This window comes from Corynebacterium sp. HMSC072D12 (genome assembly GCF_001813925.1).
Lineage (GTDB): Bacteria > Actinomycetota > Actinomycetes > Mycobacteriales > Mycobacteriaceae > Corynebacterium > Corynebacterium aurimucosum.
Window position 1 is genome coordinate 17863 of record NZ_KV814400.1, and the last position, 15858, is coordinate 33720.

At 63.1% G+C, this 15858-nt stretch carries 10 protein-coding genes and 1 tRNA gene; 7 read left to right on the plus strand and 4 right to left on the minus strand.

The window, feature by feature from the left end; genetic code table 11:
- The first annotated feature begins 35 nt into the window (after window positions 1-35).
- Entirely contained in the window at window positions 36-2942 is a 2907-nt protein-coding gene (gene topA, locus HMPREF2943_RS05980) for a type I DNA topoisomerase (protein ID WP_070711077.1), read from the plus strand.
- A gap of 544 nt (window positions 2943-3486) precedes the next feature.
- Here the strand turns inward: topA and HMPREF2943_RS05985 are convergent.
- Window positions 3487-4860 (minus strand): DUF418 domain-containing protein, encoded by a 1374-nt coding sequence (locus HMPREF2943_RS05985; protein WP_083315653.1) that lies wholly within the window; start codon window positions 4858-4860, stop codon window positions 3487-3489.
- A 33-nt stretch (window positions 4861-4893) separates the two neighbouring features.
- A complete protein-coding gene (locus HMPREF2943_RS05990) occupies window positions 4894-6426 on the minus strand; it encodes an adenylate/guanylate cyclase domain-containing protein (RefSeq protein WP_070444091.1) in 1533 nt (510 codons plus the stop codon).
- Here HMPREF2943_RS05990 and HMPREF2943_RS05995 point away from each other — a divergent pair.
- Window positions 6425-7672: a DNA polymerase III subunit delta' gene (locus HMPREF2943_RS05995; RefSeq protein WP_083311477.1), complete on the plus strand. Its 1248-nt coding sequence runs from the start codon at window positions 6425-6427 to the stop codon at window positions 7670-7672. The two genes, HMPREF2943_RS05990 and HMPREF2943_RS05995, sit on opposite strands and share 2 nt — an antisense overlap.
- Before the next feature lie 103 nt (window positions 7673-7775).
- A tRNA-Thr gene (locus HMPREF2943_RS06000) sits at window positions 7776-7851 on the plus strand.
- Window positions 7852-8178: 327 nt separating this feature from the next.
- Here HMPREF2943_RS06000 and HMPREF2943_RS06005 read toward each other — a convergent pair.
- Window positions 8179-8634 (minus strand): DUF4442 domain-containing protein, encoded by a 456-nt coding sequence (locus tag HMPREF2943_RS06005; protein ID WP_070645713.1) that lies wholly within the window; start codon window positions 8632-8634, stop codon window positions 8179-8181.
- 234 nt (window positions 8635-8868) lie between these two features.
- Here HMPREF2943_RS06005 and HMPREF2943_RS06010 point away from each other — a divergent pair, with 234 nt between their 5' ends.
- Genes HMPREF2943_RS06010 through nagE form a run of 3 tightly spaced genes read left to right on the plus strand, consistent with a single transcriptional unit; the run spans window position 8869 to window position 13020 of the window.
- The gene (locus HMPREF2943_RS06010) at window positions 8869-10026 is read left to right on the plus strand and encodes an N-acetylglucosamine-6-phosphate deacetylase (protein ID WP_070711079.1); all 1158 of its coding nucleotides are present in this window, start codon (window positions 8869-8871) and stop codon (window positions 10024-10026) included.
- Window positions 10027-10059: 33 nt separating this feature from the next.
- Window positions 10060-10824 carry a glucosamine-6-phosphate deaminase gene (gene nagB, locus HMPREF2943_RS06015; protein WP_070711080.1) on the plus strand — a complete coding sequence of 255 codons (765 nt, stop codon included), beginning with the start codon at window positions 10060-10062 and terminating at the stop codon, window positions 10822-10824.
- A gap of 51 nt (window positions 10825-10875) precedes the next feature.
- On the plus strand, window positions 10876-13020 hold the full coding sequence (nagE, locus tag HMPREF2943_RS06020; protein WP_070711081.1) for an N-acetylglucosamine-specific PTS transporter subunit IIBC: 2145 nt from the start codon (window positions 10876-10878) through the stop codon (window positions 13018-13020).
- A 153-nt stretch (window positions 13021-13173) separates the two neighbouring features.
- Here nagE and HMPREF2943_RS06025 read toward each other — a convergent pair whose 3' ends face one another.
- A complete protein-coding gene (locus tag HMPREF2943_RS06025) occupies window positions 13174-14859 on the minus strand; it encodes an acyl-CoA synthetase (protein WP_070711082.1) in 1686 nt (561 codons plus the stop codon).
- 169 nt (window positions 14860-15028) lie between these two features.
- On the opposite strand from HMPREF2943_RS06025, the gene HMPREF2943_RS06030 reads away from it, so the two are divergent.
- On the plus strand, window positions 15029-15844 hold the full coding sequence (locus tag HMPREF2943_RS06030; protein WP_070645723.1) for a GDSL-type esterase/lipase family protein: 816 nt from the start codon (window positions 15029-15031) through the stop codon (window positions 15842-15844).
- Window positions 15845-15858: the final 14 nt, after the last annotated feature.

A 15858-nucleotide genomic window follows, 5' to 3' on the forward strand; every position in this document is an offset into this window, starting at 1 on the left:
GCAGAGGACTAACCATCGGAAGGGATGAAGTCGAAGTGGCAGAAGCTACCGGCCCGGGGAAGACCCTGGTCATCGTCGAGTCAGCAACCAAGGCGAAGAAGATTCAGCCTTATCTCGGCGATAAGTACATTGTTGAGGCCTCCGTCGGCCACATCCGGGACCTTCCCCGCGGCGCTGCCGACGTCCCCGCTAAGTATAAGAAGGAATCCTGGGCGCGCCTCGGTGTTAACCCGGAGGATAACTTCACCCCGCTGTACGTCATCAGCCAGGACAAGAAGAAGAAGGTCGCCGACCTTAAAGCCAAGCTGAAGGAATGCGACCAGCTGTATCTCGCAACAGACCCCGACCGCGAGGGCGAGGCCATTGCATGGCACCTGCTCGAGGTGCTCAAGCCCAAGGTGCCGGTGCGCCGCATGGTCTTCAACGAGATCACCAAGTCCGCCATCCTGGAGGCGGCGGAAAATACTCGTGAGCTCGATGAGAACCTCATCGACGCCCAGGAAACCCGCCGCATCCTCGACCGCCTCTACGGCTACGAGGTCTCCCCGGTGCTGTGGAAGAAGGTCATGCCGCGCCTGTCGGCTGGCCGCGTGCAGTCGGTGGCTACCCGCGTCATCGTCGAGCGCGAGCGCGAGCGCATGGCGTTCATCCCCGCCGAGTACTGGGATCTCACGGCAACGCTCAAGTCCACACCGGACTTTGACGCACGCTTGAGCGCCCTTGATGGCAAGCGCGTGGCCGCGGGCCGCGACTTCAACGATAAGGGTGAGCTGAAGAGCGACGAGGTGGTCGTCGTCAAGCAGGCCCAGGCGGAGCAGCTGGCCAGCGCGCTGGAAGGCTCCACCATGACCGTGGCCAGCGTTGAGCACAAGCCTTATTCGCGCAAACCTTCCGCACCGTTTATGACCTCGACGCTGCAGCAGGAGGCAGGCCGCCGCTTGCACTACACCTCGGAGCGCACGATGCGCATTGCGCAGCGTCTTTACGAGAACGGTCACATTACCTATATGCGTACCGACTCGACCTCCCTGTCCAAGCAGGGCCTAGGCGCCGCGCGTGAGGCCGCCACCTCCATCTTCGGTGCGGAGTTTGTTTCGGATGGGCCGCGCACGTATGACCGCAAGGTGAAGAACTCCCAGGAGGCCCACGAGGCCATCCGCCCCGCCGGCGAACGTTTCGCCACCCCGGGCCAGCTGGCCGGGCAGCTCGACGCCGAGGAATACAAGCTCTACGAGCTAATCTGGAAGCGCACCGTGGCCTCCCAGATGGCCGATGCCAAGGGAACCTCGATGAAGGTGACCGCGGCCGTGAGCGCTGGTGGTCACGACGCGGACTTTTCTGCGACCGGCCGCACGATTACCTTCCCGGGCTTCCTCAAGGCCTACGAGGACGTGGCGGCGAAGGGCTCGAAGGAAGAGTCGCGCCTGCCGCACCTCAACGAGGGCGACACGCTGAAGACCGCTGCGGTTACTGCCGACGGCCACTCCACCAACCCGCCGGCGCGCTATACCGAGGCCAGCTTGGTCAAGAAGATGGAAGACCTGGGCATTGGGCGCCCGTCGACGTACGCCTCCATCATCAAGACCATCCAGGACCGCGGCTACGTGCTCTCCCGCGGCAACGCGCTGGTGCCTTCGTGGGTTGCCTTCGCGGTGGTGGGCCTGCTGGAGAATAACTTCACCGAGCTGGTGGACTATGACTTCACCTCCTCCATGGAGGACGAGCTCGATGCCATTGCTGCCGGTTCGGAGAACGGTACGGACTGGCTGAATAACTTCTATTTCGGCAACACGGAGGCCGGCGAGCGGAAGGCCGCATCCATTGCCCGCCACGGCGGCCTGAAGTCCCTGGTGGACATCAACCTGGAGGCTATCGATGCCCGCCAGGTCAACTCGCTGCGTCTCTACACCGACGCGGAAGGCCGCGATGTCTTCGTGCGCGTGGGCCGCTACGGGCCGTATATTGAGCGCGCCGTGGGTACCAACGAGGATGGCACGGTGGAGTACCAGCGCGCTAACCTCTCAGAGACGGTCACCCCGGATGAGCTCAATGAAGCTTTGGCGGAGAAGCTTTTCGCCACCCCGCAGGGCGGGCGCGAACTGGGCCAGAACCCGGAGAATGGCCGCACCATCGTGGCCAAGGAGGGCCGCTTCGGACCGTACGTGACCGAGCAGGTGCGTGACGACGAACGCGAGAAGGCCGAGGCCGAAGCCGAGGAGATCGTCAAAGAAGAGCGCGCCGCGGAGGACGCCCAGCGCGCCGCCGAGGGCAAGCGCGCGAAGAACTGGGAGACCAAGACCGCGGCGAAGCAGAAGGAAAAGCGCATTGCTGAGTACGTCGAGGAGAAGCTCAAGCCAGGCACGGCCTCGCTTTTTGCCTCGATGGAGCCGGCCAGCGTCACCCTCGAGGAAGCACTGAAGCTGCTGAGTCTGCCGCGTGAGGTGGGCGTGGACCCCTCGGATGGCGAGGTCATCACCGCGCAGAACGGCCGCTATGGCCCGTACCTAAAGAAGGGCAAGGACTCCCGTTCCTTGGCCAAGGAGGAGCAGATCTTTTCCATCACCTTGGATGAGGCGCGCCGCATCTACGCGGAGCCGAAGCGCCGCGGCCGTGCGGCCGCGCAGCCGCCGATTAAGCAGCTGGGTGATAACGACGTGTCCGGTAAGCCGATGACGGTCAAGGACGGTCGCTTTGGCCCGTACGTCACCGACGGCACGACGAATGCCTCGCTGCGCCGTGGTGACGACCCGGAGCAGCTTACCGACGCCCGCGCCAACGAGCTCCTCTCCGAGCGCCGCGCCAAGGATGCCGCGAACGGTGGTGCGAAGAAATCGACGAAGAAGAGCACCAAGAAGTCGACCAAGAAATCGACGAAGAAGGCCACGAAGAAGCCTTCGCCGGGCACCAAGAACGTGGTCAAGGCCGGATCACGTAGGAAGTAGCAGGACATGAAGACCAGCTTCGCCCGCGATATGGTGGCCCGCACCCAGGAAGGCACGGAGGCTCTCCTGCGCGCGGCGGGCCCGGCCTTTACTGGCCGCGATCACTTCACCCTCGGCGCGCTTGCTGCGGGGGAGACTGCTGTCTGGTCACGCCTGTTTAAGTGGCGCACGCTCGGTGTGGCCACGACGGCCGCTGTACCCGTGCTGCTGGCCCTGCGCCCGGACTGCGCACCGGAGACCCGCGTGGGGCTCATCGCCGCATCCCTGGGGCAGGCCGCCAAGCGCGGTGCACCAACGACGTTCGGCGTGACGTGTGTGAGCGCACAATACGCATCCTTCGCGTGGGCGCTGCGCGGCGCGCGCAATGATGCGGTGGGCTGGGGTCTGCGCGCCGGAGCGTGGGCCGCAGGCATTGCGCTCTCGCGCACCCGGAGTGAGCGCCTCGCCACGGCCGTCGCCGGAATCCCGGCGGCCGCTCTCTCCGCGCTAGCCGGTGATGAGAAGTTCCGCGCCGACGAAGCCACGCAAGGGCTGAGCCATGGCGCTAACCTGCTTCTGGCCTCTGAGGCGCTGACGGTCCTGAACCCGGTTGAGCAGCGCCAGGATGCGGGCCTGCGTGGCCGAGCCCTGGATGCGGCGCAGTCGGCGGCGCAGACGGTAGGCCTGGTACTGCTGGTGGATGGGTTGGCGCGGAAGGGCCGGGATTAGACGCCGCACCTAATTCCGGGCGCATTGTCTTGCCGTAGGACAAGCGGCGGTGCACCCACTCGAAGGGCCCAGGCTTGCCTGCGGCCTCGAGCGCGCAGGCGATGATAAGCGTTGCTAGCCATACCCCGGCGGCCAACGTTGCTTGGCCTGCGGCGCTGAACTCCGGTCCAATGTTGAGGGTGAAGGGGTAGACCAGCGCCAGGAAAAACACGGACTGCAGTACATAGCCGGTCATGGAACGCTTGCCCAGTGCGATGAGCGGCCACAGGAACCACGGGCGCGCACCACGGCGCTGTAGGGGTTCCAGGGCAAGTGTCGCCGCCGCCACGATGCCCGGCCCGGTGAGCATTCCGATGCAGCTATTTGCTGCGTTGAGGGGATCTGCCAGCGCTGGATCCAGCACCCCAATCGTCGACAAGCCCCAAGGCAGGCCGAGGAAGAGAATGATGGCTACAGCCACCAGTGTCCACGCCCATAGCTCGCGATGATGGCCCCCGGCCAGAGTGCCGCGGCGCGCCCACACGAAGCCCACGAGCATAACCGGCAGGACCATGGCGCCGGTTAGGGGGATGGACATCAGTTGGGCGCCGACCATGATGGCCTGCTCACCCAGCAGCTCCCAATAGGAGTCGGCGGCAGTAAAGCCGCTGAAATCGAAATCTGAAGTATCGATGAATGCGGCCCCAATACCCATTCCGATGCCCGACACAACCAGCAGCGAACAAAGCCCGTAGGCCACGCGCATGAGGAGCTTGTCAGTTAAAGAAAGCAGCAGTGCGATGAGCATGCCCATCGCGCCATAGAGGATCATGATGTCGCCGGAAAAGAGAAAGAGGCAGTGCAAGACGCCGAACAGGGCGAGAAAGCCATAGCGTTTTGCCAGCACGGCTTGTGCGCGGAGAAGCGGGAAGCCGCGCCGCCATAAGCTCATTGCGATAAGCCCCACGCCGAAACCTAAGAGCGTGGAGAACATCGGCAGGCCGCGCACGTGAATGAACATGGCGGCAAAGACCACGTAGATTTTGTCTGCGAGGGAGTCGACGCCGCCGAAATAAGCATCGGGGCCATTGCCGTCGTTCATAATCCACGCGGTGCAGACGTTTGCCAGCGCAATGCCTAGCAGAGCCATGCCGCGGGCGACGTCGGGGACGAGAAGGCGAGGACTCGAATTCTGGCGTGGCGGATGGGGCTGGTGTGGCTGATGGGGCATGGCCCCGAAACTACCAGAATCACAAAGACTTATTTATCCGAGGGCGCGCTCCGCCAGCGTCGGGCGGATAGGGCGCGCCAGTTGCGTCATGCGGCGACGCCCGCGCAGCTCGATAGACTTCATCAGTGTCCAGCGCGCTTGCTCGGCCTCGTTAGCGCCGCGCAGCGTGGCGGAGTTGGTGAGCACTTGGCCGGGCGTGTCCTTGGCCAGCTCGGTAAGGCGTGCGGCCTCATTGACGGCATCACCAATAACGGTGTACTCGAAGCGATCCGCACCACCAATGTGGCCGGCTACCACGTGGCCCGCGGCCACGCCGATGCCTGCCTGCAGTCGCAGCCCGCGCAGTTCCTGGCGCAGTTCGCGGGCAGCCTGCAGGGCCATGGAGTTGGCATCGTAGACCGTCAGTGGGGCGCCGAACACGGCCAGAGCAGCATCACCCTGGAACTTGTTGATGATGCCCTTATTGCGGTGTACCACCTCAACGACGTGCTCGAAGAACTTGTTGAGCTCCTCCACGACCTCCTCCGGGGTGTGGTTGACGGCGAAGGTGGTGGAGCCGATGACGTCGATAAACAGCACCGCCACCTTGCGGTCCTCGCCGCCTAGCTCCGGGCGCTCCTCCAAGGCGCGCTGTGCCACCTCAGTGCCGACATAGCGGCCGAAGATGTCGCGCACGCGCTGGCGCTCACGCAGGCCGCGCATCATTTCGTTGAAACCAGCTTGAAGAACACCGAGCTCAGAGCCGTCGTAGATGTCTACCTGGACGTCGTTCTCGCCGCGGCGCACGCGGTTGATGGCGTCCTGTAGCTCCAGGATGGGGTCCACCACGCTCATCATGGCGAACATGGTGCCGATAAGCCCCGTGCCCAGCGCCGTGATGCTCAGCGCGATGATGGCGGGGATGATATCGGCGGTATCGGCGGTGAACATCCCCATTTTCTGGCCCAGGTGCACCAGGATGATGCCGATGAGCGGGATGCCGGAGGTCATGAGCCACGTGGAAAGCAGACGGTACTTAATCGGCGGCTCCAGGGTGGAATCCTCAAAGCGCCGGGCCACGGCCTCCGCCGCCACGGGGCGCACGAGGCGCTCCGCCTGCAGGTACGTCAGGAGAACGATGAGGCCGCCGGCCAGTGCAGCAGAAACACCGACGACCACGGCCAGCCGTGCCGAGTGCTGGCCCGCTAATATCACCGCCAAAAGAATGCCCAGCAGCCAGACACCTGCGGCCACGCCAGATTGGTAGAGCGGGATGCGCAAGACCAAGTTGCGCACCATATTGGGATCATGGTCATCGGGACTGCGCTGCCAGTCCAGCACCGGCCGGAATAGTCGCAGGGTCACCGCGATGCCGATGATGACGGCGAAGGTCACGAACAACGTGCCATAGGTCCACAGGTGGGGCGTGTGGGCGATGAAGTCGGAGATCTCCGGCATGGGGAGAAAGAAGACCACGAAGGTCATGATCGCAATGGCACCGATGATGTTGGAGCCAAGGACGAGCGCGGCGTACATCGGCCATTGAGTACCCCATAACCAGCGGGCGCCACGCATCAGTCTATTCATGGTTACTCACTTTAGTTATCCCAGTAGGCTAGGGCGAGTGAATACATCAAGCGTTGCAGAAAGGCTTGCCGACGCCCCCTCCGTCGCCCACACCATCCTCAGTGCTGCCCGCGCGGCACGGGGCGAAGGTGACCCGCGGGCGATGAGCCATTCCTGGCTCTTTACCGGTCCTCCCGGTGCCGGCCGCTCGCTGGCGGCGCAGTGTTTCGCCGCAGCACTCATGTGCACGTCTGCCGACGAGAACGGCAACCCCGGATGCGGGCGCTGTCCCTCCTGTCAAAGCGTCCTGGACAATCAAGAGCACACCGACTTGGTCTACGTGGACCCGCAGGAGCAGTTCATTACGGTCGGCGAGGCCCGCGAGGTCATTGGGCGCGCGGCCAGCCTGCCGAGTGTTGCACCCTGGCGCGTGGTCATCTTCAACAAGGCAGATCGCCTCCGCAACGAGGCCGCCAACGCGTTGCTCAAGACCGTGGAGGAGCCGCCGGAGCGCACCGTCATCATTATGGTCGCGCCCTCGGAGGATCCGGAGGACTTCTCGGTCACTCTGCGTTCCCGCTGCCGCCACCTTTATATCCCGGCGCCGAGCGTGGAGGGTGTGGTCAAGCAGCTCGTCGCCGAAGGCGCCAGCGAGGATGACGCGCGCCTGGCCGCCGTGACCACCCTGCGCCACGTGGGGCGCGCGCGACACCTGGTCAACGAACCCGCCGCGCAGAAGCGCCGCGCCATGGCCATCAACCTGGCCGAGGATGTCTTTCACGGCTCCCAGGCCTTTCAATCCGTCACAGCGCTGCTGAAATTCATTGAGAAGGAGGCCAAGGACTCCCACGCGGCGGCGGAGGAGGCGGAGCGATCCAAGATTGAACAATCCTTCGGCGTCGGCGCCAAGGGCAAGGGCGCGACGAAGGCGCAGCGCGACGCCCGCAGTGCCCTGAAGGATATGGAGGAGCTTCACAAGAAGCGCGCTAAGCGCCGCATCTCCGACGGCCTCGATATCGCCCTCGTGGATCTCGCCGGTATTTATCGCGATGCGCTCATGCTCAAGGTTGGTGCTGAGGTGGAGATGACCCACCCGGACTTCGCGGGCCTGGCGGGCGAACTTGCCCAGCGCGTCAGTGAAGACGGCCTGCTGGCCGCCCAGTCCGCCATTCGCACCTGCCGCGAGCAGCTGCCGCAGAACGTCACCCCGCAGGTGGCTTTCGACGGCATGGTGGGCCGCCTGCGCCTAGCCTGCGGTGCGCGCTAACTTGCAGCATTTGCTGTGCGTGCCCCACATCAAGCAGCCCGATTTCTTTCTCAGCCCTGGCCTAGGCTAGACTCTCACGCGGTGCATATACACACTGCATCGTGCCGCCTTAGCTCAGTCGGTAGAGCATCTCACTCGTAATGAGAAGGTCGCGAGTTCGATTCTCGCAGGCGGCTCCATTAAGCCCCAGCTAGAACAGTGTTCGGCCTAAACAACACGTTTTGTCGTTTAGGCCGCCAAGGTGAGAACAAAGTAAAAACGCCAACCCTCGGAGCAAAGGAATTCTCAGGCCGAAGCCCTACTCCCATTCGGGAACCCAGCTTTATCCTTCTCGGGTTGACGTTGTGACTCAAGGATAATTGGGCGCGAGGCCTTCCACAACACATAACTTCCCGGTGTGGACAAAATGGAATCAAACTACCAGGTAAACTCGGCGCCAGAATTTTTGGGAAATACTCCGGTAACCCCAGCGTCTGCGACGACGCGCAGGCTTTCGTACTCGCTGCTTATTTCTGCTTGCGTCGGTAATACACCTGCCGGCGCACATGAGCGACGACATCGCCTTCCTCATCGATGATGTTGACGTCGAACCAATGCAGGTACTTCTGACCGTTGGCCGTCTTTTCTTCGATGAGCGCGTAGGTCTCCTCCGGAATGCGCATGTCGGCGGTGACCGTGCCACGGCCGGGCTTGAGGTACTTAATCTCACCAGCGGCATCCCAGATGCGGTACTCCTTGCCCAGGCGGTGCATGGAGGCAAGCATGAAGAACGGATCCGTCATGGCGGAGAGCGTGCCGCCGAAGGCAACGCCCATGGCATTCTTGGTCAACATGTTCGGCTTGTGGCTGACCACGACACGCGTGCCGTCATCAGCGAATTCCTTGATCTTTATGCCAGCGCCCAGAAAGGGCGGCCAGAAACCCATGAGGTGCTTGAGCTGACGTGCAGAAAAGTGGGCCATGAGGATAGCTCCATTTGGGTGGACGGTCAGGTGGGCTAAATGTGGTCAACTCTACCGTTGTGGGATGAGGAGAGTCCCAGACTTCGGTTCTTGAGCACACTATAAGTCACCTGCGCTCACACACCCCCTTCGGCGGAGGCGTGATTCACAAAAATCAGCAGCCCTGATAAATTTCAAGTGAATTGTCAACCGGGCTGCGCCACGCCAGCCCGTACAAGCAGAATCGAATGAGTCATGCAGACAGAGGCGAAAGGCCACGTCGAGGGCCTCTACATCGATGAGAACTTCGAGCTGCGCGCCGGGGCCGTCACATTTGGGGAAAGTATTGAGGGCATAGCGCTTGGCGACGTCCCCGCAGCCGAGGCCGCCTGGCGCGCCGGGGACCCGGATGCGTTGCTCTGGGTGCCCGGTTTCGTGGACCTGCACAACCACGGCGGCAACGGCGGGGGATTCCCCAACGGCGACTATGAACAGTGCCTGGCCGCAGCCCGCTTCCACCGCGCACACGGCACCACAACGTTATTGGCCAGCTTGGTTTCCGGCACGCAAGAAGAGCTGTGCGCCCGGGCCGAGCTTTTGGCCCAGCTGGCTGAGGAAGGCGAGATCGCCGGCATCCACATGGAAGGCCCCTTCATCGCGGCGGCCAAGTGCGGCGCGCAGGACCCTTCGCGCATCGTGCCCGGTGACCCGGACTTCTTCCGCGCGGTCATCGCCGCGGCCCGCGGCCACCTGCGTTCGATTACCTTTGCGCCGGAAACGGAGAACGTCGACAAGCTGCTCGAAGTCTGCGCGGAGCACGGCATCATCGCCAGCCTGGGGCATACCGAGGCCGATTATGACACCACGCTGAAGGTTATCGCCCAGGCCAAGGAGCTCGGCGTCACCGTGACCGGCACGCACCTCTTCAACGCCATGCCGCCCATCCACCACCGCGCGCCGGGCCCGGTCGCGGCTTTGCTCACCGCGGCGAAGGCGGGGGACGTGGCTGTCGAGCTCATCGCCGATGGCGTGCATCTTGTGGACGGCACCGTGGACATGGCTCACAACCCCCGCTCCTTCGCGGTGACGGATGCCATGGCGGCGGCTGGCATGGCCGACGGTGACTATGAATTGGGCTCCCTGCCCGTCACCGTGAGCGGGGGAGTCGCGCGCGTGCCCAGCGGCGCCATCGCGGGTGGTACGTCCACCTTGGCCCAGCAATTCGCCAGCTTCGCCGCACGCCATGGTCTGGGCGAAGCGGTGCGTTTTACCTCCACCACGGCCGCCGATGTGCTGGGACGCAAAGATCTAGGCCGCATCGCGGTTGGTGCACGCGCCAACCTGGTGGGCCTCAATGCCCAGCTGGAACCGGTGCGCGTCATTGTCGGTGGCACTGAATTTATAAACTTTTAAACAAGACTCTCACTCACATCAGAAAGGCAGATTATGGACATCCTCATTCGCTCCACCCCCGCCGAGGTCGCCGCCGCGGCCGCCGATATCCTCGCACGCTACGCCAACAATTCCGCCACCCTGGGGCTGGCCACCGGTTCCACCCCGGTGGCCACGTACAAGGAGCTCATCGCCCGCCACGAGCGCGGCGAGGTCAGCTTCGCGGGCAGCCACGCATTTCTTCTCGACGAGTACCTTGGCCTTAACCCCGAACACGAGCAGTCCTACTACGCCACCATCCGCCGTGACTTCACCAGCCACGTCGATTTCGATGATGCCTTGGTCAAGAGCCCAGAGGGCAGCGCTGCCGACCCCGTGGCAGCCACCGCTGCCTATGACCAGGCCATCCGAAATGCTGGTGGTGTCGATGTCCAGTTGCTAGGCATTGGCGCGAATGGCCACATTGGCTTCAACGAGCCGTCGAGCTCCCTGACGTCCCGCACTCGCGTGGTGGCGCTGCACCCGCAGACTGTGCAGGATAACTCCCGTTTCTTCGACAATGTCGAGGACGTTCCGCGCCACGCACTCACGCAGGGCTTGGGCACGATTAGCGAGGCCCGCCACCTGCTCCTCATCGCCACCGGCAGCAACAAAGCCAACGCGGTGCAAGCGATGGTCGAGGGCCCGCTCTCAGCGCGCTGCCCTGGTTCGGTGCTGCAGCTGCACCCGCACGCAACCGTGATCGTTGATGAAGCCGCTGCCGCCCTCTTGGAGGACCGCGAGTACTACCTCTTTGCGGACCAGAATCGCCTGCGTTAAAGCTCCTTTTTCTAATTCGATAACTTCCCTTCTCGAAAGGACGTTTCAGACATGAAAATAGATGTCATGGGGCCGCTGCAGCGGCTCGGAAAAGCCCTCATGGGCGCCGTGGCGGTGCTGCCCGTCGCGGCGATCCTCAGTGGCCTTGGCTACTGGATTTCCAGCGCCGCCGGCCCGGATAACCTCGCCGCCCAGCTGCTGATTAGCTCCGGTGACGCGGTCCTGGCCAACCTGGGCTGGATCTTCGCCATCGCCATTGCTTTCGGCCTGGCCAAGGATTCCAACGGTGCTGCGGCACTCTCTGGTTTCTTGGCCTTCGCCACCTTCATGAAGCTGCTCGGCCCCGACGCCGTGGCCGGTTATCGCGGCATCGAAGACCCCACCGCGCTGACCGGCGATGAGGCCCTGCAATGGGCCTCGGAAGGCTGGAACGCTGTGGGCGGTGGCAACGTCCTTTTCGGCATCCTCGCTGGCATCATGGCGGCCTGGGTGTATAACCGCTTCCACGGCACCAAGCTGCCGGACTTTTTGGCCTTCTTCTCAGGCCGGCGCCTCGTGCCGATTCTTACCGCCATCATCGCCATGGTGATTTCCGGCGTCCTCTACTTCGTGTGGCCGTTCATCTACAACGCGCTCTTCAACTTCGGTACCTCCATCCAGGGCCTGGGTGCGGCGGGTGCCGGTATCTATGGTGTGGCTAACCGCCTGCTCATCCCGACTGGCCTGCACCACGCGTTGAATTCCGTCTTCTGGTTCGACGTCATCGGTATCAACGACATTGGCAACTTCCAGGCGGGCCAAAAGACCATCGAAGCAGCCGCAGCCGCCACCTCCGCCGCGGACTGCCCGGGCATCTGGGCGAATGGACAGTGCACGGTCGAGGGCGTTGTGGGCCGCTACCAGGCGGGCTTCTTCCCGGTCATGATGTTCGGTCTGCCGGGCGCGGCACTCGCGATGTACCTGCGTGCGGATAAGAAGAAGCGCAAGGTGGTCGGCTCCTTGATGGCTGCTGGTGCCCTGGCTTCCTTCTTCACCGGTGTGACCGAGCCGCTGGAGTTCTCCTTCATGTTCGTTGCCCCGCTGCTCTATGTGGTGCACGCGCTGCTGATGGGCCTGTCCGTCTTCATCGCTTCCACCATGGAGTGGACCGCTGGCTTCGGCTTCTCTGCCGGCTTCGTGGATATGCTGCTTTCCTCGCAGAACCCGCTGGCCAACAAGTGGTACATGCTGCTGGTGATGGGCGTGGGCTTCTTCTTCCTCTACTTCATCATCTTCTACTTCCTCATCGGCTGGCTTAACCTCAAGACCCCGGGCCGCGGCGAGGACGAAGCCGACAACGTGGAGGATTCTGCTACCGGCGATGACAAGACCGCAGCCGATGCCGCCCGCATCATCGAGGGCCTCGGCGGCAAAGACAACATCGACTCACTGGACTACTGCACCACGCGCCTGCGCGTGGGTGTGAAGGACCGCGCGCTTGTTCGCGACTCCGTGATCAAACGCGCCGCCGTCTCCGGTGTCATCCACCCCTCCGAGAAGAGTGTTCAGGTCATCGTGGGCCCGGCCGTACAGTTCATGTATGACGAGGTCAGCCACCAGCTGCGCCACGGTTCCCCGGCCCTGGCCACGACTGGTGCAGCGAGCGCGGCTGGAGCTGCGGGGGCTGCAGCCAGCGTGCCAGCCAGCGCCGGTGCCGCTTCCGCTAATCGCGTCAGCAGCGATGACGCGGATGTCGACGTGCGCGCCCCGTTCGCGGGTGACGTCGTTGAGCTCTCCCAGGTTCCGGATGCCTCCTTTGCCCAGGGCATGGTGGGCGAAGGCTTCGCCGTTATGCCTGATGCCGTCGATGCCTTCGACGTCTGCGCCCCAGTAGACGGCACCATCACCATGGTCTTCAAGACGCGCCATGCTTTTGGCATGAAGACGGCAGACGGGCTGGACCTGCTCATCCACATCGGCATCGACACCGTGGAGCTCAAGGGCGAAGGGTTCACGGCCCTGGCCAAGAAGGGCGATACCGTTAGCGCCGGCACGCCGATCATCGCGGTGGAGGCAAGCAAGCTGCGCGAGCGCGGCGTCAACCTCATCACACCGGTGGTGTGCCCGACGGCCAAGCAGGTCGCTGGAGTCGATATCGCTCGCGAGGGCCATGCCCTGCCAGGCGAGGTCGCCGCAACCGTCAAGCGCAGCAACTAATCTGATTCGGTTCAGCCCAGACATAAAACTGCCCTAGTTGACAAAACCCATGCTGCTTCATGCGGTGAGGAGCGAAGGTTTTGGCAACTAGGGCAGTTTTGGCTTGGTGGGTTCTATGCCTTGAGAAAACAAGCAGAGAAAAATGAGCGTGGGCTAGTCGGTGTGGCTTAGCAGGCGCGGCACCACTTTGCCCGTGGCGTTGCGCGGCAGCTTGTCTAGGAAGTGGACGTCGCGCGGCACGGAGTGGTCGGCGAGGTTCTCGCGGACCCAGGTGCGGATGCTATCGGCAGTCACGGTGTTGCCCAGGGCATCCCGCGTGGTTACTGCCCACACGGCGATGCGCTGGAAGGTGGTCTCATCCTCCACGCCGCCGGCGTGCACCTCCGCGATGCCCGGCATGGCCTCAAGAACCTCCGTCACCGACTGCGGGTGCACGTTTTCACCACCGACGATGATCATGTCATCCGCGCGGCCCACCACGTGCAGGTAGCCGTCGGGGTCGATATAGCCCAAGTCCCCGATGGAGATGAGGCCATCAACCTTGTTGAGCGGAATCTTCGGGTTCGTATAGCCAATGAGCGCGGTGGAATTGGTCAAGTAAATCTCGCCGACCTCGCCGCGCGGGACCTCATTGCCTTCCTCATCGAGGATGCGCAGCTTGGTGCCGGAGGCAATCTTGCCGCCGATGGTCGGGTCCTTAGCCACCTCTTCCATGGTGGCCGTCGATGCCAGTGCTAGCTCCGTGGAGCCATAAACATTGCAGAGAATCGGGCCGAAGCGCTCGTGGGTTTCCTTGACAATCTCCGGGGTCAGCGCGTGCCCGGCGGAGGCAATGAACTTCAGGCTTGAGGTGTCATACGCCGAATCCGGGTCAACCTCAACCATCTGGCGGAAGAAGACGGGGGAGGAGAGCAGGCCATCGAGCTGGTAGCGCTGGATATCATCGAGTGCGGCCGCCGGGTCAAAGACACGGCGGGTGACAATGGTATTGCGCAGGCCCAGAGCGATGTTAAGGCAGGCCCAGCCCCACGTGTGGAAGATGGAGGCGGTCATCTGCACCTTTTGGTCCCCGCGCCACGGCACCGCATCCACGATGGAGGCAACCACCACTGGCAGCGTGGGCTCCGGGCGCATGATTCCCTTGGGAATACCCGTGGTGCCGGAGGACATCAGCACGATATGCCCGTGCTTGGGCCAGGTGGGAAGCTTGTGCTTCTCGACGTCCCGCGGGTTCTCCACGATCTTGCGCAGCGATGCCGCCTGCGCCAGCTCAGCGGGAATTTCCGCACCGGACTCGTGGCCAATGACCACGTGCAGGCCATCAATGGGGCTAGCGCTATTGGTGGGATTAGAGTCGTCGGCGGGGGCGAGGCGGTCAACGAATTCATCGTCAATGACCAGCACGTTGATGCGGTTTTCCTCGATGCATCCGGCAAGCTGTTCGGGGGAAGATCCAACGTTGAGCAAAAAGATGTGTGCCCCCGCATAGCCCTTGGCGGCCAACGGGGTGATGATGCCGCGGCCGTTGCGTGCCATAACACCGAGGCGGATCTCGTCGAGGCCTAGGGAGCGCAACCAGCGCGCAAAGGTACGGGAATGATCGCGCAGTTGGCGGTAGGTGAGTGCCCCGTCATCGTCGATAAGCGCTAGGCGTTCTGGGCAGGTCATGTATGCCTGCTCCACTTCGCGGGCGGTGGTGAAGCGGTAGCGCGCGAGAACCGGTGCGGTCAAGGCCACCGCCCGCGGGCCGCCGGCGGGACTAATGAGGCCTGCGCGGAACAGCGAGGGGATAAAACGCCCGAGGGCAGCGGCGTGAAAGGTTACATCAGAAAGCTTCATAAGGTTCTCATCGAAAAGAGGGGAAAAGAGGTTACGGGGACGGCAGACTCGCCACAATTAAAACGACAACCTGTTACAGGTGTTGCTATTGTTACATAAGCTGCAACCGCTAGCGTAGTCTATTATGGTTTCGGTCCAGAACATACTCTCTTGGAAGGACATTAGTCACGTGAAGTCTACTCAGCGCATTGCCACCCTCTGCGCCGCCCTCCTCGTGGCGGTTGGATTGACTCAAGCTCCCCAGGCAGTTGCCGGCGAGCGTAACCTCGTTGCCTTCGGTGATTCCGTGCTCGCGGATCCGCAACTGGATGTGTATCTGTCCTCGCGATTGGGCTCTTCTCAGCGCAACCCGAGCTTGAACTGCCCGTCCGGCAATAACTACGCCAAGCGCACTGCCGCCAAGCTGGGCATGCCGGTGGCGGATTTCTCCTGCTCCGGTGCTGTGTCCATGTCCCAGGGGCCGCAGGTGAATGCACAGATCGACGATGCCATTCGCCGTGGCGCGCTCAGTGCGGACACCCAGCGCGTGCTCTTCTCCAGCGGGTTCAACGATACGTATAACAACGCCGGGCTTTCCGACGGCGACCTGCGCGCCCGCTGGGTCGGCGCCAATGCGCCGCTGATCCACAAGATCCGTGCGGCAGCGCCCAATGCCCGCATCCAGATTGTGGGTTACCCGACCATTGGCTCGGGTGACCGCTACTGCCTCCTCCACTTCGGCCCGAAGCCGGCCGATGCCACGGCTCTGCCGATGGTGCAGCGCTATGAAAACGTCGCGCAGTGGATGCAGGTGGACCTGGCGCGCGCTACCGGAACCGAGTTCGTGGACATGAAGCCGATGACCTGGGATCGTGGCATGTGTGCCGACGCCGACAAGCGCCTGTGGGCGGGTCTGGTGGACTTCTCTGCGGGTCCGGGTAACCTGCCGCTGCACATCAATGCTCGCGGTCACGAGTTTGTGGCCAACCACCTCGCTAGCTTCTAGAAGCGCGCTCTTCT